At 65.2% G+C, this 23191-nt stretch carries 21 protein-coding genes; 9 read left to right on the top strand and 12 right to left on the bottom strand.

Translation table 11 applies throughout. The features are described from left to right. Nucleotides 1-54: 54 nt before the first annotated feature. Nucleotides 55-1488: an FAD-linked oxidase C-terminal domain-containing protein gene (locus tag E7681_RS10590; RefSeq protein ID WP_136339255.1), complete on the bottom strand. Its 1434-nt coding sequence runs from the start codon at nt 1486-1488 to the stop codon at nt 55-57. A gap of 118 nt (nt 1489-1606) precedes the next feature. On the opposite strand from E7681_RS10590, the gene E7681_RS10585 reads away from it, so the two are divergent. From E7681_RS10585 to E7681_RS10575, 3 genes are read left to right on the top strand one after another with little or no spacing between them, the layout of a single operon-like run. Continuing rightward, the gene (locus E7681_RS10585) at nt 1607-2017 is read left to right on the top strand and encodes a CopD family protein (RefSeq protein WP_136339254.1); all 411 of its coding nucleotides are present in this window, start codon (nt 1607-1609) and stop codon (nt 2015-2017) included. 3 nt (nt 2018-2020) lie between these two features. After that, the gene (locus E7681_RS10580) at nt 2021-2752 is read left to right on the top strand and encodes a DUF599 domain-containing protein (RefSeq protein WP_136339253.1); all 732 of its coding nucleotides are present in this window, start codon (nt 2021-2023) and stop codon (nt 2750-2752) included. Nucleotides 2753-2776: 24 nt separating this feature from the next. After that, the gene (locus E7681_RS10575; protein ID WP_136339252.1) at nt 2777-3133 is read left to right on the top strand and encodes a hypothetical protein; all 357 of its coding nucleotides are present in this window, start codon (nt 2777-2779) and stop codon (nt 3131-3133) included. 1 nt (nt 3134) lies between these two features. Here the strand turns inward: E7681_RS10575 and E7681_RS10570 are convergent, their stop codons facing one another. Genes E7681_RS10570 through E7681_RS10555 form a run of 4 tightly spaced genes read right to left on the bottom strand, consistent with a single transcriptional unit; the run spans nt 3135 to nt 9797 of the window. Further along, on the bottom strand, nt 3135-5180 hold the full coding sequence (locus tag E7681_RS10570; RefSeq protein WP_136339251.1) for a glutamine amidotransferase: 2046 nt from the start codon (nt 5178-5180) through the stop codon (nt 3135-3137). Then, nucleotides 5177-7909 carry a DUF4159 domain-containing protein gene (locus E7681_RS10565; protein ID WP_136339358.1) on the bottom strand — a complete coding sequence of 911 codons (2733 nt, stop codon included), beginning with the start codon at nt 7907-7909 and terminating at the stop codon, nt 5177-5179. Before E7681_RS10565 ends, E7681_RS10570 begins: the two co-directional genes overlap by 4 nt. Continuing rightward, complete coding sequence (locus E7681_RS10560; RefSeq protein WP_136339250.1) at nt 7909-8784, bottom strand: DUF58 domain-containing protein; 876 nt, start codon at nt 8782-8784, stop codon at nt 7909-7911. Before E7681_RS10560 ends, E7681_RS10565 begins: the two co-directional genes overlap by 1 nt. Further along, complete coding sequence (locus E7681_RS10555) at nt 8781-9797, bottom strand: AAA family ATPase (RefSeq protein WP_136339249.1); 1017 nt, start codon at nt 9795-9797, stop codon at nt 8781-8783. The genes E7681_RS10560 and E7681_RS10555 overlap by 4 nt, the downstream gene beginning before the upstream one ends. A 69-nt stretch (nt 9798-9866) precedes the next feature. On the opposite strand from E7681_RS10555, the gene E7681_RS10550 reads away from it, so the two are divergent. Both E7681_RS10550 and E7681_RS10545 read left to right on the top strand, forming a co-directional pair. Next, on the top strand, nt 9867-10457 hold the full coding sequence (locus tag E7681_RS10550; RefSeq protein ID WP_136339248.1) for a DUF1285 domain-containing protein: 591 nt from the start codon (nt 9867-9869) through the stop codon (nt 10455-10457). Between the two features lie 8 nt (nt 10458-10465). Then, nucleotides 10466-11224 carry a hydroxypyruvate isomerase family protein gene (locus E7681_RS10545; RefSeq protein ID WP_136339247.1) on the top strand — a complete coding sequence of 253 codons (759 nt, stop codon included), beginning with the start codon at nt 10466-10468 and terminating at the stop codon, nt 11222-11224. Nucleotides 11225-11240: 16 nt separating this feature from the next. Here the strand turns inward: E7681_RS10545 and E7681_RS10540 are convergent, their stop codons facing one another. The 3 genes from E7681_RS10540 to E7681_RS10530 form a co-directional block, all read right to left on the bottom strand. Then, nucleotides 11241-12125 carry an acyl-CoA thioesterase gene (locus E7681_RS10540; RefSeq protein ID WP_136339246.1) on the bottom strand — a complete coding sequence of 295 codons (885 nt, stop codon included), beginning with the start codon at nt 12123-12125 and terminating at the stop codon, nt 11241-11243. Between the two features lie 87 nt (nt 12126-12212). Continuing rightward, a complete protein-coding gene (locus tag E7681_RS10535) occupies nt 12213-13145 on the bottom strand; it encodes a cation diffusion facilitator family transporter (protein WP_136339245.1) in 933 nt (310 codons plus the stop codon). 8 nt (nt 13146-13153) lie between these two features. Continuing rightward, nucleotides 13154-14083 (bottom strand): ABC transporter ATP-binding protein, encoded by a 930-nt coding sequence (locus E7681_RS10530; protein WP_136339244.1) that lies wholly within the window; start codon nt 14081-14083, stop codon nt 13154-13156. A 75-nt stretch (nt 14084-14158) separates the two neighbouring features. Here E7681_RS10530 and E7681_RS10525 point away from each other — a divergent pair, with 75 nt between their 5' ends. Together E7681_RS10525 and polA are read left to right on the top strand one after the other, a co-directional pair. Further along, a complete protein-coding gene (locus E7681_RS10525) occupies nt 14159-14335 on the top strand; it encodes a zinc-finger domain-containing protein (protein WP_136339243.1) in 177 nt (58 codons plus the stop codon). A gap of 140 nt (nt 14336-14475) precedes the next feature. Then, the gene (gene polA / locus E7681_RS10520; protein WP_136339242.1) at nt 14476-17277 is read left to right on the top strand and encodes a DNA polymerase I; all 2802 of its coding nucleotides are present in this window, start codon (nt 14476-14478) and stop codon (nt 17275-17277) included. A gap of 238 nt (nt 17278-17515) precedes the next feature. Here polA and E7681_RS10515 read toward each other — a convergent pair whose 3' ends face one another. Together E7681_RS10515 and E7681_RS10510 are read right to left on the bottom strand one after the other, a co-directional pair. Then, entirely contained in the window at nt 17516-17902 is a 387-nt protein-coding gene (locus E7681_RS10515) for an HIT domain-containing protein (RefSeq protein ID WP_136339241.1), read from the bottom strand. A gap of 8 nt (nt 17903-17910) precedes the next feature. After that, nucleotides 17911-19488, bottom strand: a complete 1578-nt coding sequence (locus E7681_RS10510) for a DUF5928 domain-containing protein (protein WP_136339240.1) — start codon at nt 19486-19488, stop codon at nt 17911-17913. 208 nt (nt 19489-19696) lie between these two features. Between E7681_RS10510 and E7681_RS10505 the strand changes: the two genes are divergently transcribed. After that, nucleotides 19697-20515, top strand: coding sequence for a sulfotransferase family protein (locus E7681_RS10505; protein WP_136339239.1), 819 nt, complete (start codon nt 19697-19699; stop codon nt 20513-20515). An 84-nt stretch (nt 20516-20599) separates the two neighbouring features. Here E7681_RS10505 and E7681_RS10500 read toward each other — a convergent pair whose 3' ends face one another. Then, nucleotides 20600-21589 carry an adenosine kinase gene (locus tag E7681_RS10500; RefSeq protein ID WP_136339238.1) on the bottom strand — a complete coding sequence of 330 codons (990 nt, stop codon included), beginning with the start codon at nt 21587-21589 and terminating at the stop codon, nt 20600-20602. Beyond that, on the bottom strand, nt 21586-22230 hold the full coding sequence (gene nth / locus E7681_RS10495; RefSeq protein WP_136339237.1) for an endonuclease III: 645 nt from the start codon (nt 22228-22230) through the stop codon (nt 21586-21588). Before nth ends, E7681_RS10500 begins: the two co-directional genes overlap by 4 nt. A 109-nt stretch (nt 22231-22339) precedes the next feature. Here nth and E7681_RS10490 point away from each other — a divergent pair, with 109 nt between their 5' ends. Continuing rightward, entirely contained in the window at nt 22340-23173 is an 834-nt protein-coding gene (locus E7681_RS10490) for a methylated-DNA--[protein]-cysteine S-methyltransferase (protein ID WP_136339236.1), read from the top strand. Nucleotides 23174-23191 lie beyond the last annotated feature (18 nt).

The following is a 23191-nucleotide window of genomic DNA, read 5'->3' as shown; positions in this document are numbered from 1 at the left end:
GGGGTGAATGCGTTGAAAATGCACGCATTTTCGACGGAGAGGGGGCAACGCCCCCTACCCCGCCCGCCGCAGGCGAGACGCCTCCAACGGGAACACTTTCGCCGGGTTCAGCAGCCATTTCGGGTCGAACACGTCCTTCACGGCCATCTGGATATCCAGATCATCCGGCTCGAACTGGCTGACCATCAGGTCGCGTTTCTCGATGCCCACGCCGTGCTCTCCGGTCAGGCAACCTCCCACCTCGACGCACAGCCGCAGGATATCGGCCCCGAACGCCTCGCACAGTTCCAGATCGCCCGGCTTGTTGGCGTTGAACAGGATCAGAGGGTGCATGTTCCCGTCACCCGCGTGGAACACGTTACCCACGTCCAGACCGTATTCTTTCGACATCTCTCCGATCCGGCGCAGCACGAACGGCAATTGGCTGACGGGGATCGTCCCGTCCAGGCACATGTAGTCGTTGATCTGCCCCATCGCGCCAAAGGCCGATTTCCGGCCCAGCCAGATCTTGGCGCTTTCCTCGGCGCTGGTGCTTTCGCGCAACTCCACCGGATTGTGACTACGCGCGATTTCCAGGATCAGGTCCAGCTGCTCCTTGATTTCCGCGTCCGAGCCTTCGACCTCGACGATCAGCAGCGCCTCGCAATCCGGGTAGCCCGCCTTGGCAAAGGCTTCGGTGGCGCGGATGCAGGGGCGGTCCATGAACTCGATCGCCACCGGCAGCACCCCGGCCTTGATGATGTCGCTGACGCACTGGCCGGCCACTTCGTTGCTATCGAATCCCATCAGCACGGGCCGCGCGCCCTCGGGCTTGCGCAGGATGCGCAGCGTCGCCTCGGTCACCACGCCCAGCTGCCCTTCGGAGCCGCAAATCACCCCCAGCAGGTCCAACCCGCCCGAGTCCAGATGCGCGCCGCCGATCTCGACCACGGTGCCGTCCATCATCACCAGCGTCACGCCCAGCAGGTTGTTCGTCGTCACCCCGTATTTCAGGCAATGCGCCCCGCCCGAGTTCATCGCGATATTCCCCGCGATCGCGCAGGCCAGCTGGCTGGACGGGTCGGGCGCGTAAAAGAAATCGTCCTGCTCGACCGCGCCGGTGACGCTCAGGTTGGTGCGCCCGGTCTGCACGCGGACGAAACGGTTGTCATAGTCCGTCTCCAGCACCGCGTTCATCCGTGCCACGCCCAGAATCACGCTATCCGCCGTCGGCAGCGCCCCCCCGGCCAGCGAGGTGCCCGAACCGCGCGGCACAACCGGCACGCCCATCTCGTGGCAAATGCGCAGCACATCCGATACTTCCTGCGTCGAGGACGGCAGCACCGCGCACATCGGCGGGCACTTGTAAGCCGTCAGCGCGTCGCATTCATAGGCGCGGGTCTCGGCGTCGTCATGGATGACGGCGTCGGCCGGCAGCACCTGCAGCAGGCGTTTCACCAGTTGCGGCTTTTTCGCCAGCACTGCCAGATCGGGTTTCGGCATTTCCACGGGCAATCTCCTCAAATTGGTAAAATAATATAACCAAAATCATGCGCGGCGCAATTCTTTTCCCCGGCACCTGCCGCGACATCTTGCGTCGCCCTGCGCAGAACGCCATCAAGGATGCATGGAATGGGTGAAAATCATACATATTCTCTGCGTGATGGGGTGGATGACCTCGATCTTCGCAGTTCCGCGCGCGCTGATCTACTGGAAGCGTGAATTTGACCGCCTGCAGGAATTCGGCCCGCTGGGCGACCTGACGATCCGCCTCTACCGGTTTTCAGCAGGGTTGGCGGTGATCGCCATCGCGACCGGCCTGTGGCTGGCCTGGGATCTGGGCTGGCCCGCCTGGGTGCACCTGAAGCTGGCGCTGGTCACCGCACTGGTCCTCCACTACGTCTGGACCGGGCGCCTGGTCATCCGCGCCAAGCGCGGGCAATTCGACGAATCCGAGCTTTTCCTGCGCATTTTCAACGAGGTCAGCGTGTTCGGCGCCATCGCGGTTCTTTGGACCGTCGTCACCAAACCGTTCTGAGCCATGAGCTGGGCCGAGTTCCAAAGCCTGTTCTCGCCGCTGGATCTGGCGGCGGTCTGCGTGTTGTTCGCGGCCTGGCTGTCCATCGGCTGGCGGATTGAACACCCCAGCGCCCGTCGCCCCTCGGTGTCCCGCCTGATGGCGGAATACCGGCGCGAATGGATGCGCCAGATGGTGATGCGCAACCCCCGGATATTCGATGCGCAAACCCTGTCCACCCTACGGCAGGGCACCTCGTTCTTTGCGTCGGCCTCGATGCTGGCGATCGGTGCGGTGCTGGCGGCCATCGGCAACGCCGAACAGCTTGTGGGCATCGCCCAGGACCTGTCCATCGCCCATGACCCCAAGCTGGTGTGGGAGGTCAAACTGCTGGTCGTGATGTTCTTCCTGACCAATGCCTTCCTGAAATTCGTGTGGTCGCACCGGCTGTTCGGCTATTGCGCCGTGCTGATGGGCGCGGTCCCCAACGACCCGGCCGATCCCGTCGCCATCCCCCGCGCTGCCAAGGCCGGCGAGATCAACATCACCGGCGCGCGCAGCTACAATCAGGGGCTTCGCTCGGTCTATTTCGCGCTTGGCTCGACTGCGTGGCTGTTGGGTCCGTGGCTTCTGATCGGGGCTGTTGCGGTGACCTGCTGGGTGCTGTGGCGTCGTGAATTCGCGTCCCGCTCGCGCTCGTTCCTGATCGAGAACGCCGACGGCATGGGCCACACGCGAACGTCAACGGACAAGTAAGCAAACCGCTGCTAGGATCGGGGCATGACTCGCACATTTCTGCTTCTTCTTGCCCTAGGCACCGCCCCCGCGCTGGCCGACGCCCCCGAGGTCAAACAGGTGCGGGCGGAACGCTCCGGCATGGGCTGGCGGATCAACGTCACCGTGCAGCACCCCGATGTCGGCTGGGATCATTTCGCCGATGGGTGGGAGGTTCTGGACGCCGCCGGGCATCGCCTGGGCTACCGCGAGTTAATGCATCCCCACGTGGCCGAGCAGCCCTTCACCCGGTCCCTGTTCGACATCATGATCCCCGATGGCACGCGCGAGGTTTTCGTGCGCACGCGCTGCTCGGTCGGGGGCTGGTCCAAGACCCTGACGCGGGTCGAGCTGCGCCGCTGATCTAGCGCCGCCCCTCGCGCAGCCAGCCGATCAGCGTCAATCCCAGCACCATCAGCAGCACCAGCCACGCGGGCAACAGCGGCACCTGCGTCACGGCCAGCGTTTCATAGGCGTTGCGCGGGGTCAGCCCGATCCAACCGCGCCCCGATGCCGGACGGCCCGCCCGCACATCGCGGACAGATGGCAGACCCGCGCTGACCGGCATCACACCACCGCGCATCGCCTCGACCGCAGGCATCAGTGCGCTGGCATCTGCGATGGTCGCCTCGAACTCTTTCGGGGCCGAGGGGCCCAGCCCGATCACAGCCATCTTGTCGCCGTTAGCCAAATGGTACAGCCCGATATCAGGGCCGGTATAGTCCGCTTCGAACCGACCCGGGCTGGTCTCGCTCAGCGTCAGGTCGACTGTTTCGCCGGTCGGCGTGGTTACCGTCACCGGCGCGACCGTATCCGCCAAAGTGCGGCGCACGATCTTCATCGTTTGTCCCACCGGCTCGGCCCAAAGCGCCTCTTCCTCCAGTTCGGGTTCCTTCATCATCCAATGGGCCAGCCGGCGCAGCAGTTCCAGCTGCGGGCCGCCGCCTTCGAACCCGCGATCCCACAGCCATGCCTGATCCGAGGCCAACAGCGCCACGCGCCCCTCGCCGACCCGGTTCAGCACCAACAGCGGCTTGTCCTCGACGCCCGACATGACAGTGCTGCCCGCGACCGGCTCCACCTCGATCTGGCGCAGCCAGCGGCCCCAGTCGCCTTCGCCTTTGGGGGCCAATCCGGCCGTAACGGGGTGACGCTGTCCCAGATCCGTGACTGCCGGGCGATAGCCCTGATCGATCACCCGCGCCGACGGCCGCGCCGGGATGACCGACGACAAGGGCGAGCGGAAAATCGAATCCGCGCTGGCGAAATCGGGGCCCGCCGCGATCAGCACGGCGCCGCCCTTCTCGATGTAATTCTTGACGTTCTCCAAGTAGATCGAGGGCAGGATCCCTCGCCGCTTGTACCGATCAAAGATGATCAGGTCGAAATCGTCGATCTTCTCCAGGAACAGCTCGCGCGTCGGAAAGGCGATCAGCGACAGCTCTCCGACCGGGACGCCATCCTGTTTCTCGGGCGGGCGCAGGATGGTGAAATGCACCAGATCGACCGAGCTGTCGGACTTCAGCAGGTTCCGCCAGGTCCGCCCGCCGGGGTGCGGCTCTCCGCTGACCAGTAGAACGCGCAGGCGGTCGCGCACGCCGTTGATCTGGATGACCGCGCTGTTGTTGCGGTCCGTCAACTCGCCCTCGGCCAGCGGCAGCGAGAACCGGATGACGTTCATGCCACCATGCTCCAGCGTCAGCGGCAGTTCGATCGGCTGGCCAACCGGCACCGAGAACGGCCCCATCTCGACCCCGTCGATCGACACATCCATCGGCGTGTGCGTCACACCGGACGGCGCGGCGCCCATGTCCTGGATTTGCAGCTTCAGCGTGATCGGCTCGCCCAGAATGGCAAAGGCGGGCGCGGTTTCCACGATCAGGCGGCGGTCCCAATCCTCGGGCTGGCCCGACAGCAGCACGTGCAGCGGTGCGGGCAGATCCGGCGCGCGCTCGGCGTCGTGGATCTGGCCGTCGGTCAGCGCGACGATCCCGGCGATCCGGCTTTCGGGTTCCTCGGCCAGCACCTCGGCCAGCTTGCTCATGACCAGCGTGCCGGAATCGTCCGGCCCGTCACCGACATCGACCCGGCGCACCTCGGTATTGGGACGGGCGCGCAGGCGGGCCTCCATCGCGTCGGCGGCAGTCTGCATCTGTGCGGGGCGCGTTGCCAGCCCCTGACTGGCCGAGCCATCGACCAGCATCACCACGATATCCGACAGGGTGCCGCGATCCTCGGTCCGTAGCGAGGGGCCGGCCAGCGCCATCAGGATCAGCGCCGCCGCAAACCCGCGCCACATCCACCCCGCCAGCCCGCGCCACAGCGCCAAGGCCACGGCCAGCGCGGCGATGCCCGCCAACGCGCCCCAGGCCATCCACGGCAGCAGAGGATCAAACACGACCGAGCTCATTGTCCCAACCTGTCCAGCAGCGCAGGCACGTGCACCTGGTCCGATTTGTAGTTGCCCGTCAGCACATGCATCATCAGGTTCACACCAAAGCGATAGGCCAGTTCGCGCTGCCGCTCGCCGGTATAGCCGCGCCCGACCGGGTACAGCGGATTGCCCCGGTCATCGGTGGCCCATGCGGCGGCCCAGTCGTTGCCCCCGATCACCACCGGCGTCACCCCGTCATTGAGGTTGCGGAACGGCATCCCCTCGACTTTTTCGGCACCCGGAGGGGCGGCCTCGACCCAGACATCGCGGCTGGTGAAGCGGCCCGGAAAATCCTGCAACAGGTAGAAACTGCGCGTCAGAACGTGGTCATTCGGCACCGGCTCCAGCGGCGGAATATCCAGCGGGGCCGCCAGTTGCCGCAGCTTGCGCCCGTTCGGGCTGGACGACCCGAACCGCGCAATATCAGCGTCCCGCGTGTCGAACAGGATCATCCCGCCCGAGCGCAGATAGCGGTTCAGCCGGACATAGGCCTCGGCCGAGGGGGTCGCCTGCGTGGTCGTGATCGGCCAGTAGATCATCGGAAAGAATGCCAGTTCATCCGCCTCCAGGTTCACGCCGATGGGCGGCGCGGGTTCGACCGAGGTGCGAAAGAACAGTACGTCGGACAGGCCCAGCAACCCGGCGGCGGACATCTTGTCCTGCTCGGCATCGCCGGTGATGACATAGGCCAGCACCACCTCTTGCGTGGCGGCAATCGCGGCGGCATCGTCAGCCTTGGAGTGCGAGGGCAGCATCACCGCCGCCAGCAGCATCGCCACCGCCCGCGCCCCGAACAACCGCCCCGACAGCGCGAGCGAGGCCAGAACATCCGCCATCAGCAACCCGATCGCAGCCGCCAGCACGTAGCCGCCCAAGGGCAGCTCGGACGGGCCCTGCATCCCGGTGACGGGGATGCGCGCGGGCCATTGGAAAGGGGTCAACGCCCGCTCGGCGGTCAGCGCGTTCAGCGCAAGACGCCGCTCGCTGCTTTCGTAAATACCGGGGCGCAAATCGGGGCCAAGGCGCGCGTCGGCCAGCACGGCCCCGTCGATCCCCGGCAGGTTCCCTGCGTCCTCGCTCCGGCCCAGCCCGTCCAGCACCTGAAGGGGTTTCCAGATGGTGCCCGCCATCTCGGTCGCCTCGGCGGACACCCCGCCCGAGGACACCGACAAACGCTCCAGCATCCGCACGAACAGACCCGACAGCGGCAGGCTGCTCCACTCCGCATTGGCCGAGACGTGGAACAGCACCACCTGCCCCTGCCCGATCGGCTTGCGCGTGACCAGAGGGGTGCCGTCGCTCAGCTGCGCGATCACGCGGTCGGCCAGCGTCGGGTCCGGCTGCGCCATGACCTGAGAGCTGACCTGCACATCCCCCGCCACCGGCAGCCCGTAGAACGGCGTACCTTCGCGGAATGGCGCCAGCGTTTTCGGCTCGCCCCAGCTCATGGCCCCACCCACATTGCGCCCTCCCGAGCGCAGGCGGACCGGCATCAGCGGGTCTTCTTCGGCGCGACTGACCTCGCTTCCGGCCAGACGCGGGCCGGCAAACCGGATCAGCAGCCCGCCCTTGTCCGCCCACTCCTGCAGGCTGGTGCTTTCGGCATCGGCCAGCGTGGCAACATCGGCCAGAATGATGACATCGGGATTGGCGGGGATCACATCGCTCAGCGCGCCGTTCAGCAGGTCAGTCGTCGGTGCCAAGGCCTGCGTCAGGTAGTGCAGCGGATCCAGCAGCTCCAACCCCTCGCGGTCATCGCGCCCGGCGATCAGGGCGACTTCGCGGCGGCGCAGGCTGTCATCCGTCAGCGCCACCGCCCCGGCAGAACGCACGCCTTCCAGTTCAAACCGCGTGATGCGCGCGCGCAATTCCGCGGGCAAAATCAGGGTGTTCGACGCCTCAACCGCGTCCGGTTCAAACCGCAGCGGCAGGCGCGCCAGAACCCGTTGCACCCCGTTCGGATCGCGCCCATGCGCCAGCGCCGTCACCTCGCGCGCGGGGCCGGGGACCGAGCGGACCGACCTCACCTCCAGCCCGCCATCGGCCACGGTGACGGGCCGCAGCCCCAGCACCGCGCGCCCGCTTTCGTAGACATGCACGGCGCCGCGTTTTTCCAACTCGGCCAGCAGAGCGCCTTGTCCGTCCCAGGCCACACCATCCGACAGCCACGCCGTGTCAAACACCCCGTCGCCCAAGGCAGCCAGCGCGCGGGTCGCATCCGCCTCCCATGGCATCGGAGCGAACCCGGCCAGTCGCCCCCGCCAAGCCTCTGGCGTCTGGAATTGCACCGGTTCGGGCGCGGTCAAACGCAGGATCGCCACCGGGCGCACGGCCCGCGCGGCCTCGGCCAGCAACTGGTTGGCCTGCTGGCTACGCAGGCTCCAGTCCTGCGCGCCGGTCCAGCCGCCATCCATCACGATCAGCAGCGGCCCCTTGCCCTGCCCCTGATCCGGTTCGGGGTTCAGCACAGGCCCTGCCAGCCCGACAATCACCGCAGCCGCCGCCAGCATCCGCAGCAACAGCAGCCACCACGGCGTGCGATCGGTGACCGAGTCGTCATCCTTCAGCCCCAGCAGCAGCGCCACACCCGGAAACCGCCGCCGGATCGGCGCGGGGGGCACGGCGCGCAGGATCAGCCACAGCACCGGCAGCAGCACCAGCGCCCACAGCAACATCGGTGCGGCAAACCCCACCGGCCCCAGCATCACGCCGTCCCCCGGTTCAGCGCCTGCCACAGCCACAGCAGCGCCGCCTGCGCGCTGTCGCTGCTGTGATGCGTGTGGAATTGCCAGCCGGTGGCGCGGCACAGCGCGTCCAGCTCGTCCTTGCGAGCGGCCAAGCGTTGCAAATAGCGGTCCCGCAGATCCCCCGCCTTCAGCGTTTCATGCACCAGAGAGCCGCCCATCGACTGGAAAATTGTCCGCCCGGTGAAGGGAAACGCCTCCTCTGACGGGTCCAGCACCTGCATCAGGATGCCCCGAACACCACGATCCGCGGCCTTGGTCAGCGCCGTGCGCACCGCCGCGATATCGCCCATGAAATCCGACATGAACACCGCCCGCGCATGGGGGATCATCGCGCGGGATTCAGGCTCGGCGTAATCTTCGGGCGCGTCGATGGAGAAAAACTCGGCCAGCCGCAGGATCTGGTTCTGCCCCCGTCGCGGCGGCAGGCTGGAGCCGGTCAGGCCCACACGTTCGCCGCCCCGCACCAGCAGGATCGCCACGGCCAGCGCCAGCAGGCGCGCGCGGTCGGCCTTGTCCGGCAGGTTCTTGTCCGACGAAAACCGCATCGAGGCGCTCTGATCCACCCACAGCATCACGCTTTGGGCAATCTGCCATTCGCGTTCACGCACGAATTGCGCATCTCCCCGTGCGGACCTGCGCCAATCGATCATGCGGCTGGTATCGCCGGGCTGCACCGGGCGGTATTGCCAGAAATCATCCCCCAACCCCGCGCGGCGTCGCCCGTGTTCGCCCAGCAGAACGGTGCCGGCCAGATGCTCGGCCCGCGCCAGCAGGGGCGGCAGGCGCGCGGCCTGATCCTCGGACCGGGCGCGCAGGGTTTGGGGGGAATTCAAGCGGCCACCTCGACCCGCGTGATCCGGGTCGCCGTGGTGTCGATCAGGTCGGCCAGGCTATCGCCACGTGCCCGCGAGGCGAAATTCAGCGCCATCCGGTGCGACAGCACAGGGCGTGCCATCGCGACCACATCCTCGACCGAGGGGGCCAGCCGCCCTTGCAGCATCGCCCGTGCCCGCACCGTCAGCATCAGCGCCTGCGCGGCACGCGGCCCCGGGCCCCAGGCCACAGTCTGGCGCACACGCTCATCGGCAGAGGCATCCTGCGGACGGAAGGCGCGGACCAGGTCCAGGATCGTCTCGACCACGCTGTCGCCCACCGGCATACGACGCAGCAGCGCCTGAGCCTCCAGCAACTCGGCGGCGGTGAAAACCTCGTGCGCCTGTTCCTCGGTCGCGCCGGTGGTGGCCAGCAGGATGTCCCGCTCAGTCGCGCGGTCCGGATAGGTCACGTCGATCTGCACCAGGAACCGGTCCAGCTGCGCCTCGGGCAGCGGATAGGTGCCTTCTTGCTCGATCGGGTTCTGCGTCGCCAGCACGTGGAAGGGCACGCCCAAAACGCGGTCTTCTCCGGCCACGGTCACGCGCTTTTCCTGCATCGCCTGCAGCAGCGCCGACTGGGTGCGCGGGCTGGCGCGGTTGATCTCGTCCGCCATCAGCAACTGGCAAAACACCGGCCCCGGCACGAAGCGGAACTGCCGTTTGCCGTCCGCCCCGGTCTCCAACACCTCCGAGCCCAGAATGTCCGCCGGCATCAGGTCCGGCGTGAACTGGATGCGGTTGCCATGCAGGCCCATGACGGTGCTCAGCGCCTCGACCAGGCGGGTTTTTCCCAGCCCCGGCAGGCCGATCAGCAGCCCGTGCCCGCCGCACAACAGCGCCGAAAGGGTCAGGTCCACGACCCGTTCCTGCCCGATGAATCGCCGCGTGATCGAGGCCTTGGCCTCCGCCAGTTTCTCCTCCAGCGTTTCGATCCGGGCGACCAGATCCTCGGGGCCGGGTGCATCGGTCATGGTCAAACTCCTGCTCAGACACTATGTTCTGAAACAACTGTATCGCGCCGCACGGAAATGGCAAAAACTATGAGCGAACAAATGATCGTGAGCCCAACCGCAGACGGCATCGCCGCCGCTGCCCGCGCCGCCGCCAAGGGCAAGGGCCTGCCCCCGGTGCATAAGTGGAATCCGCCGTTTTGTGGCGATCTGGACATTCGCATCGCCCGCAACGGCACGTGGTTCTACCTTGGCACCCCCTTTGGCCGTCCGGAACTGGTGCGCCTGTTCTCGACCATCCTGCGCAAGGACGGAGATGCCTATTTTCTGGTCACCCCGGTCGAAAAGGTCGGGATCACGGTCGAGGACGCGCCCTTTGTCGCCGTCGATTTCGACGTGACGGGCGAGGGGCAGGATCAGTCGCTGACCTTTCACACCAACGTGGGCGATCAGACCTCCGCAGGCCCGAACGCCCCGATCCGTGTGGTCCGCGACCCCGAAACGGGTGAACCGTCGCCCTACGTGCTGGTGCGCGCCAACCTCGAGGCGCTGATCGACCGCAAAAGCTTCTACCGGCTGGTGGATCTGGGCGCCCATCATGACGTCGACGGAACCAGCTGGTTCGGCCTGTGGTCGGGCGGCCAATTCTTCCCGGTCATCCCGTCCGCCGAACTGCCCTGACGGCGCCGATGCCGAAGTTTGCCGCAAACCTGACCCTGCTGTTCACCGAACTGCCGCTGCTGGAGCGTTTCGACGCCGCCCACCGCGCCGGGTTCCGCGCCGTTGAACTACTGATCCCCTACGATGCCCCGGTTGACGACCTAGCCCACGCGCTGCGCGACACCGGCCTGCATCTGGCCTTGATCAACACCCCCGCGCCCGACTGGGCAGCCGGTCAACGCGGCCTTGCTGCCCTCCCCGGCCAGACCGCCGCGTTCCGCGACACGTTCGAGACCGCCCTGCACTACGCCGCCCACCTGCGCCCCGACCACATCCACGTCATGGCCGGTCTGGCAGTCGGCCCCGAGGCGCACGCGACCTATCTGCAAAACCTCCGCTGGGCCAGTCAACGCGCCCCCGACCAATCCCTGCTGATCGAGCCGATCAATCCCCACGACATGCCCGGCTTTTTCCTGAACGATTTCGCGCAAGTCGCCGCGATTCTGGACGAGATCGCCGCCCCCAACCTGGCCCTGCAATTCGACGCCTATCACGCCCACCGCATCACCGGTGACATGCCCGGCGCTTGGGCCAAATACGGCCCCCGCGCCCGCCACATCCAGGTCGCCAGCGCCGAAGGCCGGCACGAGCCCAACCGGGGCGCCATCGACTACCCCGCCTTCTTTGCGCTGCTGGATGCACAGGGCTACACCGGCCACGTCGCAGGCGAATACGTCCCCTCCGCCCGGACCGAGGATGGTCTGGACTGGATCAAAGCCGGCGTTTGACTGTCTGCGAAGGCGATCAGCCCTTGAATCCGACGTTCCGCACCAGACCCTCTTGCGCTGTGCTGGCGACAAGACGCCCGTCGCGGGTGAAGATCTGACCGCGGTTGAACCCGCGCGCACCACCGGCCCAGGTGCTGTCCATCGTGTACAGCAGCCATTCATCCATGCGGAAATCGTCGTGGAACCAGACCGCGTGGTCCAGGCTGGCGAATTGCATATCCGTGTCCGAGAACGCCTTGCCGAACGGCAGCACACAGGTGCCCAGCAGCCCGAAATCCGAGGTATAGGCCAGCGCCGCCCGGTGCATCGCCGGCTCATCCCCCAGATTGCCGCGCACCCGCATCCACATGGATTGCGACGCCTCGCGGGCACCACGCTGGAACGGCGGGCGCAGCTCGATCGGGCGCATCTCGACGGGGCGGGGCGTGTTCAGCCATTCCAGAAACAGCGGTGGCAGATCCCCGGCACGCTCGGCGCCCAGCTCTTCCTCGTTCTTCAGGTCTTCGGGCATCGGCACGTCGGGCATCTGCGACTGGTGATGCAGCCCCGGCTCGGCCTGATGGAACGAGGCCGCAAGGTTCAGGATCGGCTTGCCGCCCTGCACCGCGATCACCCGGCGTGTGGCGAAGCTGCGGCCATCGCGGTCACGCTCGACCTGGTACAGCACGGGCTGCGTGGCGTCGCCAGGGCGCATGAAATAGGCGTGCAACGAGTGTACCGGCCGTTCTTCCCCCACGGTGCGGATTGCCGACATCAGCGCCTGCCCGACCACCTGTCCGCCAAAGGACCGACCCTTGCCCTGAGGCGTGGCGATCCCGCGGAAATAGTTCAGCTCGACCTGCTCGACATCCAGCACATCATGCAGCCACTGGCCAAGTTCGCGATCTTCCTGTGCGCTCATCTGCGTCCCCACTGATTTCCCTCGGGTCACCAGTCAGGGCCAAATCCGTGCCGGTTGCAAGGGGTTTCGCGGCGTCGCGGCGTGCGATCAGTGCCCGACGACCCGCGCATCCGGGCAAACCGCACCCGCCGCTTCCAGCTCCAGCACCGTGTGACGGATACCGAAGCGGTCGCGCAGCACCGTCTTTGCGGCATGTTTGACCTGCTCGGGCTCGCCACCCGGCTCCAGCACGACATGCGCCTCAAGTGCGGTTTCGTGTTCCTGCATCCGCCACAGGTGGACGTGGTGCACGCTGGCCAGCCCATCGACGCCGCGCAGGGCGGTCAACACCTCGTCCAGATCGGTATCTTCGGGCGCGCCCAGCATCAGGATGCGGATCACCGGCATGATCCCCTGCCACGAGTGCCACAGGATGTACCCCGCGATCATCAGCGTCACGATCGGGTCGACCAGCCGCCAGTCATACAGCAGGATCATCGTCCCCCCGACAATCACCGCGACCGAGCCCAACGCATCCGCCACGTTATGCAGGAACGCCGCGCGCATGTTGGCGCTGTCCTTGCTGAGCCGCATCACCAGCAGCGCCGTGATCGTGTCGATCACCAGTGCCACACCGGCGACGACAACCACGATCCAGCCCTCGACCTCTTGCGGGTTGAACAGGCGCTGCACGCCCTCGGCCGCCAGGTAAAAGGCCACAACGATCAGCGTGGTATAGTTGATCAGGGCTGCCACCACCTCGGCCCGGCCATAGCCAAAGGTCATATGCGCGTCCGCTGGCCACTTGCCGATCCGCCGCGCGAAGAACGCGATGACCAGCGACAGCGCGTCGGACAGGTTGTGGATCGCATCCGCGATCATCGCCAGAGAACCCGAGACCACCCCGGCGACGATCTGCGCCAGCGTCAGCAGGATGTTGACCGCTACCGCCGCGACGACGCGCTTGTCACCGCTGTCCAGATCGGCGTGGTGGTGGTGCGCATGGCCGTGGTCGTGCCCGTGATGATGGTCGTGCGGCATGGGCCCTCTTATCGGCTGCGGGTCAGTTCCAGAAAGACGTCCTGAAGATCGGCCTCTTCGGTCTTCACGTCGCGGATGCGGATGCCCGCGGCATGGACGGCGGCCAGAACGGCCTCGGCGCTGGTCTGACGGGCGTGATAGCTGAGCGCAATCGCCCCGCCGGGACGGGTCGAAACCTCGACCCCCTCGGCTTGCGGCAGTTGCGCGGGGGGATGGTCGGGCTGGATGATCATGGTCTTGGCGTCGATGCTGCCCAGCAGGTTCGCCGTGGTATCGCGCGCCACCAGCGTACCCTGATTGATGATGGCGATCTCGTCGCACATCTCCTCGGCCTCTTCCAGGTAATGGGTCGTCAGGATGATCGTCATGCCCTGCCGGTTCAGCATCCGCACGTTTTCCCACAGCATCTGGCGCAGCTCGATATCCACGCCCGCCGTGGGTTCGTCCAGCACCAGGATATGCGGCTGATGCACCAGCGCCTTGCCCAACAGCAGCCGCCGCCGCATCCCGCCCGAGAGGGTGCGGGCATAAGCCTCGGCCTTGTCCTGAAGACCGACCAGACGCAGGATTTCATCCGCGCGGCGCTGCGATTTCGGCACGCCGTAGAGGCCCGCCTGCACCTCTAGCGCGCCACGCGGGGTGAAGAACGGATCAAGGTTCAGCTCTTGCGGCATGACGCCAATCGAGGCGCGCGACTGGCGTGGATTCACGTCCTGATCAAAGCCCCAGATTCGCACCGAGCCTTCGGTTTTCACCACCAAACCGGCCAGAATGTTGATCAGCGTCGATTTCCCGGCCCCGTTCGGCCCCAGCAACCCAAAAACCGAGCCGCGCGGGATGTCCAGATCGACGCCTTTGAGCGCCTCTTTGGGCGGCTGGCCATGCTGACCGCCGTAAACCTTGCGCAAACCCCGGATTTCAATTGCGTTGTCGCTCATGGCGCCCTTGCCCCTGCTCGTCTGATCGCTCATAACAGGACCTAATTCTTTTGCAGCCAAAAGGAAACGGCCCGGATGACGACGCAAGCGCCCGAAACCAAGATTGTCGAGAAATCCAAGATTGCCTGCGACGGCGGCGAGGGTGCTTTGGGCCATCCCCGCGTCTGGCTGACGATCGCCGAGACCGAAGGGTCCGTCGAATGCCCCTATTGCGACGCGAAATACGTCCTGAAGGGCCGCGACGCCGCGTGATCGGCCAATGACGGTGCCCCGTGGCGGGTGCCGAATTTGAGTATTTTCATCAGAAAGAAGCAGCAGGGCGTGCCGGGATACTGGCCGCGCCCTCTTTGGCATGGCACAAAGGCCGCACGCGCAACAGGAAGGGGATCGTCATGCAATTCGGAAAAGGGTGCCACCTGCACCTGATCGACGGCTCGGCCTTCATCTTTCGCGCCTATCACGCGCTGCCGCCGCTAACGCGGAAATCGGATGGGTTGCCGGTGGGGGCCGTGGCCGGGTTCTGCAACATGATCCACAAGTATGTCGAGGCGAATACCGGCCCCGATGCGCCGACCCATGTGGCGGTGATCTTTGACCATTCCGGCAAATCGTTCCGCAATGATCTCTACGACAAGTACAAGGCCAACCGCCCGCCCGCGCCCGAGGATCTGGTGCCGCAATTCCCGCTGACCCGCGAGGCGACCCGCGCTTTCAACATCGCCTGCAAGGAGCTGAAGGGCTATGAGGCCGACGACATCATCGCCACCCTATCCTGCCAGGCGCGCGACGCCGGGGGGCGGGTGACGATCATCAGCTCGGACAAGGACTTGATGCAGCTGGTCGGCGGCGGCGTCGAAATGCTGGACGCGATGAAGAACAAGCGCATCGACCGCGACGGCGTGGTCGAGAAATTCGGCGTCTACCCCGAACGCGTGGTCGACGTGCAGGCCCTGGCCGGGGACAGCGTGGACAACGTACCGGGCGCGCCGGGGATCGGGATCAAGACGGCAGCACTGCTGATCAATGAATTTGGCTCGTTGGAGGAGTTGCTGGAGCGCGCCGCAGAGATCAAGCAGCCCAAGCGCCGCGAGACCCTGATCGGGATGCGCGACCAGATCGAGCTGTCCAAGCGGCTGGTCCAGCTGGACTGCAACACCCCGCTGGATTTCACGCTGGACGATCTGGAGGTGCGCGAGCCTGACCCCGAGGTGTTGCTGCCCTTCCTGGCGGCGATGGAGTTCCGCACCCTGACCAAGCGCGTGGCCGAGCAGTTGGGCGCCGAGGCGCCGGCGATCACCGACACCGACCCGCGCGGGGCCGAGCCTGAGGCCGCCGATGCGCCCGACGCGATGCCCTTCAAGCCCGAAACCTACACCTGCGTCCGCGATGCTGCGGGGCTGGCTCCGTGGCTGGAGCGTGCGCGGGAGCGCGGCTATGTCGCCGTCGATACCGAGACCACCAGCCTTGACGAAATGCGTGCAGACCTGGTCGGGATTTCCCTGTGCATTGACGCGGGGCAGGCCTGCTATATCCCGGTCGGCCACAAGGACGGCTCGGACGATTTGTTCGGCAGCGACAACCTGGCCGAAGGGCAGATGCCGCTGGATCAGGCGCTGGAGATGCTGAAGCCGGTGCTTGAGGACGCCTCGATCCTGAAAATCGGGCAGAACATGAAATACGACGCCAAGATTTTCGCGCGTCTGGGTATCACTGTCGCCCCGTTCGATGACACCATGCTGATGTCCTATGCGCTGAATGCGGGGCTGCACGGACATGGGATGGACGCGCTCTCGGAACGCTACATGTCGCACACGCCGATCCCGATCAAATCCCTGCTGGGCACCGGCAAATCCGCCATCACCTTTGACCGCGTGCCAATCGACGACGCCGTAAAATACGCCGCCGAAGACGCCGACATCACCCTGCGCCTGTGGGAACTGTTCAAGCCGCAACTGCACCAGGCCCGCGTCACCACCGTCTACGAGACACTGGAGCGCCCCCTCGCCCCTGTCCTGGCGCGGATGGAGATGCACGGCATCAAGGTCGACCGCGATACCCTGTCGCGCATGTCCAACGCCTTCGCCCAGAAAATGGCGGGGCTGGAGGCCGAGCTGTACGAGCTGGCCGGCCATGATTTCAACGTGCAATCCCCCGCACAGGTCGGCGCGATCCTGTTCGAGGAAATGGGTCTGGAGGGCGGCAAGAAAACCAAGACCGGCCAATGGTCCACCCCCGCCGATGTGCTCGAGGATCTGGCCACCGAACACGATTTCGCCGCCCGCGTGCTGGATTACCGCCAGCTGCAAAAACTGAAATCGACCTACACGGACGCGCTGCAAGACCACATCAACCCCGAAACCGGGCGCGTGCACACCTCCTACATCCAGACCGGCGCGAACACCGGGCGTCTGGCCTCGACCGACCCGAACCTGCAAAACATCCCCGTCCGGTCCGAGGAAGGCCGCCGCATCCGCGAGGCCTTCGTCGCGGACAAGGGCAAGGTGCTGCTGTCGCTCGACTATAGCCAGATCGAGCTGCGCATCCTCGCCGAAATGGCCGACATCCCCGCGCTGAAACAGGCGTTCAAGGACGGGCTGGACATCCACGCGATGACCGCTTCGGAAATGTTCGACGTACCCCTGGACCAGATGACCCCCGACATCCGCCGCCGCGCCAAGGCAATCAACTTCGGCGTGATCTATGGCATCTCGGGCTTCGGCCTGGCCCGCAACCTGCGCATCCCGCGGGCCGAGGCGCAGGGCTTCATCGACCGCTATTTCGAACGCTTCCCCGGCATCCGCAGCTACATGGATGTGACCACGAACTTCGCCAAGGAACACGGCTACGTTCAGACCATGTTCGGTCGCAAGATCCACACGCCCGAGATCAACGCCAAAGGCCCCGGCGCCGGCTTCGCCAAACGCGCCGCGATCAACGCGCCCATTCAGGGCACCGCCGCCGACGTCATCCGCCGCGCCATGATCCGCATGGAGGACGCCATCACCGGCCTGCCCGCGAAAATGCTGCTGCAGGTCCACGACGAACTGCTGTTCGAGGTGGACGCAGACCGCGCCGACGACGTGATAGCCCGCGCCCGCGAGGTCATGGAATCCGCCGCCGCCCCCGCGTTGCATCTGTCCGTCCCGCTGACCGTGGACGCCGGACAAGGCCAGAACTGGGCCGAAGCACACTAATCCCCGCCGCGTGCCCGGCCATCGCGTTGAGCCGTGAGTATTTTCATCAGAAAGAAGCAGCAGGCTTCGCCCCGTTCCCCCGCCGTCTCCGGGTTGGGAACGGGGCGGCTTCTTCCTGAGCGGTCATCGGCTCTCCAGCCTGTACCGCGCCAATGGGATCGCACGGCAGGGTTAAGAAAGCCTTTCTCTGGCTTCTTTCTGATAAAAATACTCACGGCGCGACCTGCGCCATCAGCGCTCAGGTTCCCGGGTCGCGCAGCATCCGCCCCAGCAGGCGCCCGCCAAGGATGTGGACGTGCAAGTGCGGCACTTCCTGGATGGCGGCCCTGCCGGAATTGGCGATCAGGCGATAGCCACCGCCACCTTCGCCGGGCTGGACTTCTGTCATCTTGCAGATTTCACCCACGGTGCGGGTGAAGTCGACGATCTCGGCCTCTGACGCCTCCAGCGCGAAGTGGTCATAGGTCACGTAGCGCCCTTTGGGGATCACCAGCACATGCACGGGCGCCTGTGGATCGATGTCGTGGAAGGCCAGCGAGTGCGGCGTCTCCAGCGCCTTTTTACACGGGATTTCGCCGCGTAGGATGCGGGCAAAGACGTTCTGGTCGTCATAGGCGTAGGGCATTTGGGTCCTCAGTCGGAAAACAGGTAATCGGCGTCCAGAATCTCGCGCGCCTTGTCCTGCGGGATCGACAGGAAGCGCGCCAGGCTGGCGGCGTTTTCATCCAGCGAGGCGCTCTGGCGCAGGCGCGTGTGGTTCTCGAACTCGGCGTCGCGGATGGTGTCGCTTTCGTAGACGATGTCGTAGCGGATGGTGGGGATCAGACGTTCCCACGTCTCGGGCGAGGTGTGTTCGCCCGCCAGCCCGATCCGCATGGCGTGGCCCACCAGGAAGTCGTCGCTGAACTCGCACTCGACCTCCAGCATGCGGGTGACGGATCGATCCCCGGCAAAGTCGCGCAGCAGCTCGATATTGGCGGGGTCGACGCAGATGATCAGCCGGTTGGTGTTGAAATAGTCGAACAGCATCCGCATCAGCGCGCGCTGGTGGCGCATCCGTTTGGGCAGGCTAGCCTGGATGCCCCCCAGATCGGGCAGCAGCGTGTCTTCTTCGCTGAACAGGTATTCGATGGCGGGCACGTCCATGTGGTGCTTGATGAAGCCCAGCAGGCGCTTGGCCACGTGCCATTTCTTGCAGACCACGATCAGCAATTCGCGTTCGCGGCCCAGGGTGCTTTCGGTTTCCCAGAAGCGTTGGCCAAAGCGGCGGCCGATCCGGCCCCGGCCAACCAGGAATTTGTACAGGCTGCGCCCCTCGTTCGAGACCTTGAAGCGCACGCCCGTCGCCGAATAGAGATCGCCCAGCCGTTCCTTCAGCTCGGTCGCTTCGGGGCTGATCTTGCGGGCGAACAGGAAATCCTGGCTGAGAAGCAGATCGTAGTGATCGTTGTAGAACGTCACCGGCATCCCGTAGTCCGAGAACATCAGGAATGTCAGCGTCCGGCAGCGGATTTCGCCCTCGGGCACCAGGTGGCGGACGAGGGTCTGGAAAAACGTCTCATCGGGAATCCAGGTGGTGCGGAAAAAGCGCATCACGTCGGGACGCTTGCGGATGAAATCCAGGATCCACTCGATCGTGCGGCGGCGCAGGCACCACCACTGGCTGCCGATCATGATCTGCAAATCCTCGGGGATGGCGCGTTTCAGGCCCAGTTTGCGTTGGGTTTCCAGCGCCCAGTAGAACAGCCGCTTGTGTTTGCGTTCGTTCAGGTAGTGGCGGTAGATCAGCCGCTCGTCCTTCATCCCGGTCTTGATCCAGTCGCTTTCGAAGAAATCGAAGCTTTCGACATAGTCGCAGTCGTCGGCATCCAGGAATTCGTGGGCGTATTCCGCCGACTTGATCGCCATGCAGTCGCCCGACACCATCATGAAATGCGTGGCGCGCGGAAAGGCGTCAACTGCGGCCTCGACCGCGTTCAGGGTGGCTTGCACCAGGCTCCATTCACCCCAGCCGCACTTGATCCGGCGCTTGGCAAAGGTGACACGAGGGTTATCCGCCAGCGCATCGCGGATTTTCGCGTAATCGGCCGCACCGGCATTGGCGTCGAAATGGATCGCCATGCAGTCGCCAGCCGCCGTCAGCCGCTGCGCCTGCTGGATGATGGCCTCGGGGTCCTTGTGGCACAAAAGGATGAAGGCGATGGTGGCCATATGTGGGCGAACACTCCGGGTGTCAGACGCGGTACGGTTATCTTAGGCGGCATTTTCGCCGTGGGGAACAGGCCAGCCGCATTTTCCGCACCCTGCCGGGCGCCCTGCTTGCGATTGACCAAACGTCACCCAACCAAGTAACTTGGCGAAATAAATGTATAATTAAGGCGGATGGTTTGTTAATCGCCTGAAAACGGAGGCAGTTTTCATGGGTTTTCCCGGCACATGGATGACGGAAAGCGAAAGCGTCATCTATCGCGTAGTTCCGAAATGCGCCTGCTCGACCATCGGGCAGATCATGTATTATTCGGATCACGGCGCCTTTTTTGACGGTGACATCCACGATGCCGACGCAGGCCTGCACAAATGGGCCTTTGACGCCAGCCAGCCGGTGATCGAGGCCGCGGTGCGCGATCACACCGCCTATGCTTTCACCTGCGTGCGCAATCCCTATACGCGGGTGCTGTCCTCGTTCTTTGACAAGATTTGCGGCATCCAACGCAACGGCAAACGCTATCGCGGTAACCTAGTGCCGCTGTTGATCCAGAAATACGGGATCGAGGTGGGCGGCCCCGACGGCAAGGACGAGTTCGACCAGATCCGCAGCTTCCGCCGCTTCCTGCTGTTCGTGCGCGACACCATCCGGTTCCGCAAACCGATGGACCCGGATATCCACTGGTCCTCGGTTTCGGGGCATGTGTCGACGTTCATCCATAACGGCGGCAGCTACGACCACATCTTCTGGACCGAGGCGTTCAACGACGGGATGCAGACCGTGCTGGACAATATCGAGACGAAGCACCCCGTGGTGCTGTCCGACATCCCGCGCTTCAACGAATCCGAGGGGCACGGGCCGAAACGCCTGCACCCGGTCGAGGACTATTTCGACGACCTGTCGATGCACCTGATGTACGAGATCTACAAACCGGATTTCGAGCTGTTCCGCTATGATTTCGAGAACCCGGGCAACAAGATGCCGCTGGGCGAGATCGACCTGGCCGAGGTGCACGCGAAACTGGGCAGCTAGGGGGGCGCTGCCCCCCACGTTGAACCCTGCGGCTTCAACGCCCCCCCCCGGGATATTTTCAAAAAGAAGAAGGCAGGGCCGCGCTCAGATCAGCCCGGCCTTTTTGAAGAGCGCCTTGGTGTCAGCCTCGGGGCGGGCACCGATATGCGAGATGACCTCGGCCGCGGTGATGCAGCCCATGCGGCCAGCGACATCCAGCGGCGCGCCGGTGGCGTAGCCGTAGAGGAAGCCCGCGGCGAACTGGTCGCCCGCGCCGGTGGCATCCACAGGGGTGATTTCCGTGACGGGGACGGTGACCTGTTCGTCGCCGCGCACCAGCACCACGTCATGGCCCGAACGGGTGCAGACCACCAGCCCGGCATCCTGCGCGGCCTGTTCCAGCGCGCTGCCCAGGTCGGTCTGGTAGAGCGATTCCCATTCGTGCTGGTTGCCGATCACGTAGTCCAACTCTTTGACCAGACGGCGGAAATCATTGCGGTGACGATCGACGCAGAACGGATCGCTGAGCGCGATCCCGGCGCGGCCACCGGCGGTGCGGCAGGCGCGGGCGGCGGCCTCGAACGCCTCTTTGCCCTTGGGTTTGTCGTACAGGTAGCCTTCGAGGAACAGCACCTCGGCCTGGCCTGCCACGTCGTCGGACACGTCATCGGGGCCCAGTTCCGAGGAAATCCCCAGGTAGGTGTTCATCGAGCGTTCGCCATCCGGCGTCACGAAGATCATCGAGCGCGAGGTGGGCAGATCGCCCGCCCCCATCGCGACCGGCGCATTGGGGAAATCGGTGCCGCCCTTGGCCATTTCTTCGGCGTAGAAACGGCCCAGCGCGTCGGCGCGAACGCGGCCGATAAACGCGGTGGACAGGCCCAGATTGCCAAGCCCTGCCAACGTGTTGGCGACCGAGCCACCGGGGATTTTCAGGTGATCGGCCATGTGATCGTAGAGGTGTTCGCCCCGGTCCTGTTCGACCAGTTGCATGATCCCCTTTTCGATTCCCATCTTCGACAGAAAGGCATCGTCGCAGCGGCTGATCACGTCGACGATGGCATTACCGATGCCGACAACCTGGTATTTCTTCATGGGGTCTTGTCCTCAAACATGCACAGATCGCGGATCAGGCAGGCGTTGCATTTGGGTTTGCGCGCGACGCAGGTATAGCGCCCGTGCAGGATCATCCAGTGGTGGGCGTGCAGCTGGAAATCGACGGGGATGTTGTCCTCGATCGCGCGTTCCACGGCGACCACGTCCTTGCCCGGACACACGCCCGAGCGGTTGCCGAAGCGAAAGATATGCGTGTCCACCGCCTGCGCCGGGTAGCGCCACCACATGTTCAGCACCACGTTCGCCGTCTTGCGGCCCACGCCGGGTAGCGATTCCAGCGCGGCGCGGGAACATGGCACCTCTCCGCCGTAGTCATCGACCAGGATGCGGGACATCTTCATCACGTTCTTGGCCTTGTTGCGATAGAGGCCGATGGTCTTGATGTGCTCGATCAGCCCCTCTTCGCCCAGATCCAGCATCTTTTGCGGGGTGTCGGCGATCTTGAACAGCTCGGCCGTGGCCTTGTTCACGCCCTTGTCCGTGGCCTGCGCCGACAGCGCGACCGCCACCACCAGCGTGTAGGCGTTGACGTGGTCCAGCTCTCCTTTCGGCTCGGGTTCGGCCTCTTGGAAGCGGGTGAAAATCTCTCGGATCGTGTGATAGTCAAGCTGCTGTGCCATGGGTCTGCTATGCCCCGACCTGCCGCCACGCTCAAGCCTTTCCCGCATGTTTCGGGTCGATTGGCCGCGCCGTTCCGGTCTATCGTGGTCCCAACGAAAGAGGCCCGACATGCACGACACCGACCCCGGATACCATTACCACGTGATGCGCCGCGCGCTGGATCTGATCGACGCCGAGCCGGGCCTGTCCCTGGCCGATCTGTCCGACCGCATGAACATGAGCCGCGGCCATTTCCAGCGCATCTTCTCGCAATGGGTGGGGGTGTCGCCGAAGCGGTATCAGCAATACCTCACGCTGGATCACGCCAAGGCGATGCTGCGTGACAACATGACCACGCTTGAGGTCAGCCATAACGTCGGCCTGTCCGGCAACGGCCGCCTGCACGACCTGTTCATCCGCTGGGAAGCGATGAGCCCCGGCGACTATGCCCGCGCCGGCGAAGGCGTCACGATCTACTGGGGCTGGTTCGACAGCCCCTTCGATCTGGCGCTGGTAATGGGCACGGATCGCGGACTGTGCGGTCTGGCCTTCGCCGCCGAAACGGGGACCGAGCACGCCATGCAGGACATGCGCAGCCGCTGGCCCAAGGCCACCTTCGTCGAGGATCCGATGGCGCTGAAGCCGCTGGTTGACGCGGCCTTTGCGCAAAAGGGCGAAACCGCGCTGCACATGATCGGCGCGCCCTTCCAGATCAAGGTGTGGGAGGCGCTGCTGCAGATCCCCTCGGGGCACGTCACGACCTATTCCGAGATCGCCCACTCCATCGGCAGCCCCAAGGCCGTCCGCGCCGTCGGCACCGCCGTGGGGCGCAACCCGGTCAGCTGGCTGATCCCCTGCCACCGCGCCCTGCGCAAATCCGGCGCTTTGGGCGGGTATCACTGGGGCCTGCCGGTCAAACGCGCGCTGCTGGCCTACGAATCCGCCCGCGCCGAGGCTGTCTGACCCATGCGCGAAATCCCG

Source organism: Thalassobius vesicularis, assembly GCF_004799325.1.
GTDB lineage: Bacteria > Pseudomonadota > Alphaproteobacteria > Rhodobacterales > Rhodobacteraceae > Thalassobius > Thalassobius vesicularis.
The sequence above is the reverse complement of the archived record's forward strand: the minus strand, read 5'-3'. Positions and strand labels throughout refer to the sequence as shown.

Coding starts and splice junctions, on each gene's coding strand:
- E7681_RS10580 (WP_136339253.1), top strand. CDS start 2,021: ATGAGCTGGGCCGAGTTCCAAAGCCTGTTCTCGCCGCTGGATCTGGCG.
- E7681_RS10575 (WP_136339252.1), top strand. CDS start 2,777: ATGACTCGCACATTTCTGCTTCTTCTTGCCCTAGGCACCGCCCCCGCG.
- E7681_RS10535 (WP_136339245.1), bottom strand. CDS start 13,145: ATGCCGCACGACCATCATCACGGGCACGACCACGGCCATGCGCACCAC.
- E7681_RS10585 (WP_136339254.1), top strand. CDS start 1,607: ATGGAATGGGTGAAAATCATACATATTCTCTGCGTGATGGGGTGGATG.
- E7681_RS10540 (WP_136339246.1), bottom strand. CDS start 12,125: ATGAGCGCACAGGAAGATCGCGAACTTGGCCAGTGGCTGCATGATGTG.
- E7681_RS10515 (WP_136339241.1), bottom strand. CDS start 17,902: ATGCCCTACGCCTATGACGACCAGAACGTCTTTGCCCGCATCCTACGC.
- E7681_RS10545 (WP_136339247.1), top strand. CDS start 10,466: ATGCCGAAGTTTGCCGCAAACCTGACCCTGCTGTTCACCGAACTGCCG.
- E7681_RS10510 (WP_136339240.1), bottom strand. CDS start 19,488: ATGGCCACCATCGCCTTCATCCTTTTGTGCCACAAGGACCCCGAGGCC.
- E7681_RS10530 (WP_136339244.1), bottom strand. CDS start 14,083: ATGAGCGACAACGCAATTGAAATCCGGGGTTTGCGCAAGGTTTACGGC.
- polA (WP_136339242.1), top strand. CDS start 14,476: ATGCAATTCGGAAAAGGGTGCCACCTGCACCTGATCGACGGCTCGGCC.
- E7681_RS10550 (WP_136339248.1), top strand. CDS start 9,867: ATGAGCGAACAAATGATCGTGAGCCCAACCGCAGACGGCATCGCCGCC.
- E7681_RS10525 (WP_136339243.1), top strand. CDS start 14,159: ATGACGACGCAAGCGCCCGAAACCAAGATTGTCGAGAAATCCAAGATT.
- E7681_RS10570 (WP_136339251.1), bottom strand. CDS start 5,180: ATGAGCTCGGTCGTGTTTGATCCTCTGCTGCCGTGGATGGCCTGGGGC.
- E7681_RS10555 (WP_136339249.1), bottom strand. CDS start 9,797: ATGACCGATGCACCCGGCCCCGAGGATCTGGTCGCCCGGATCGAAACG.
- E7681_RS10505 (WP_136339239.1), top strand. CDS start 19,697: ATGGGTTTTCCCGGCACATGGATGACGGAAAGCGAAAGCGTCATCTAT.
- E7681_RS10490 (WP_136339236.1), top strand. CDS start 22,340: ATGCACGACACCGACCCCGGATACCATTACCACGTGATGCGCCGCGCG.
- nth (WP_136339237.1), bottom strand. CDS start 22,230: ATGGCACAGCAGCTTGACTATCACACGATCCGAGAGATTTTCACCCGC.
- E7681_RS10565 (WP_136339358.1), bottom strand. CDS start 7,909: ATGCTGGGGCCGGTGGGGTTTGCCGCACCGATGTTGCTGTGGGCGCTG.
- E7681_RS10500 (WP_136339238.1), bottom strand. CDS start 21,589: ATGAAGAAATACCAGGTTGTCGGCATCGGTAATGCCATCGTCGACGTG.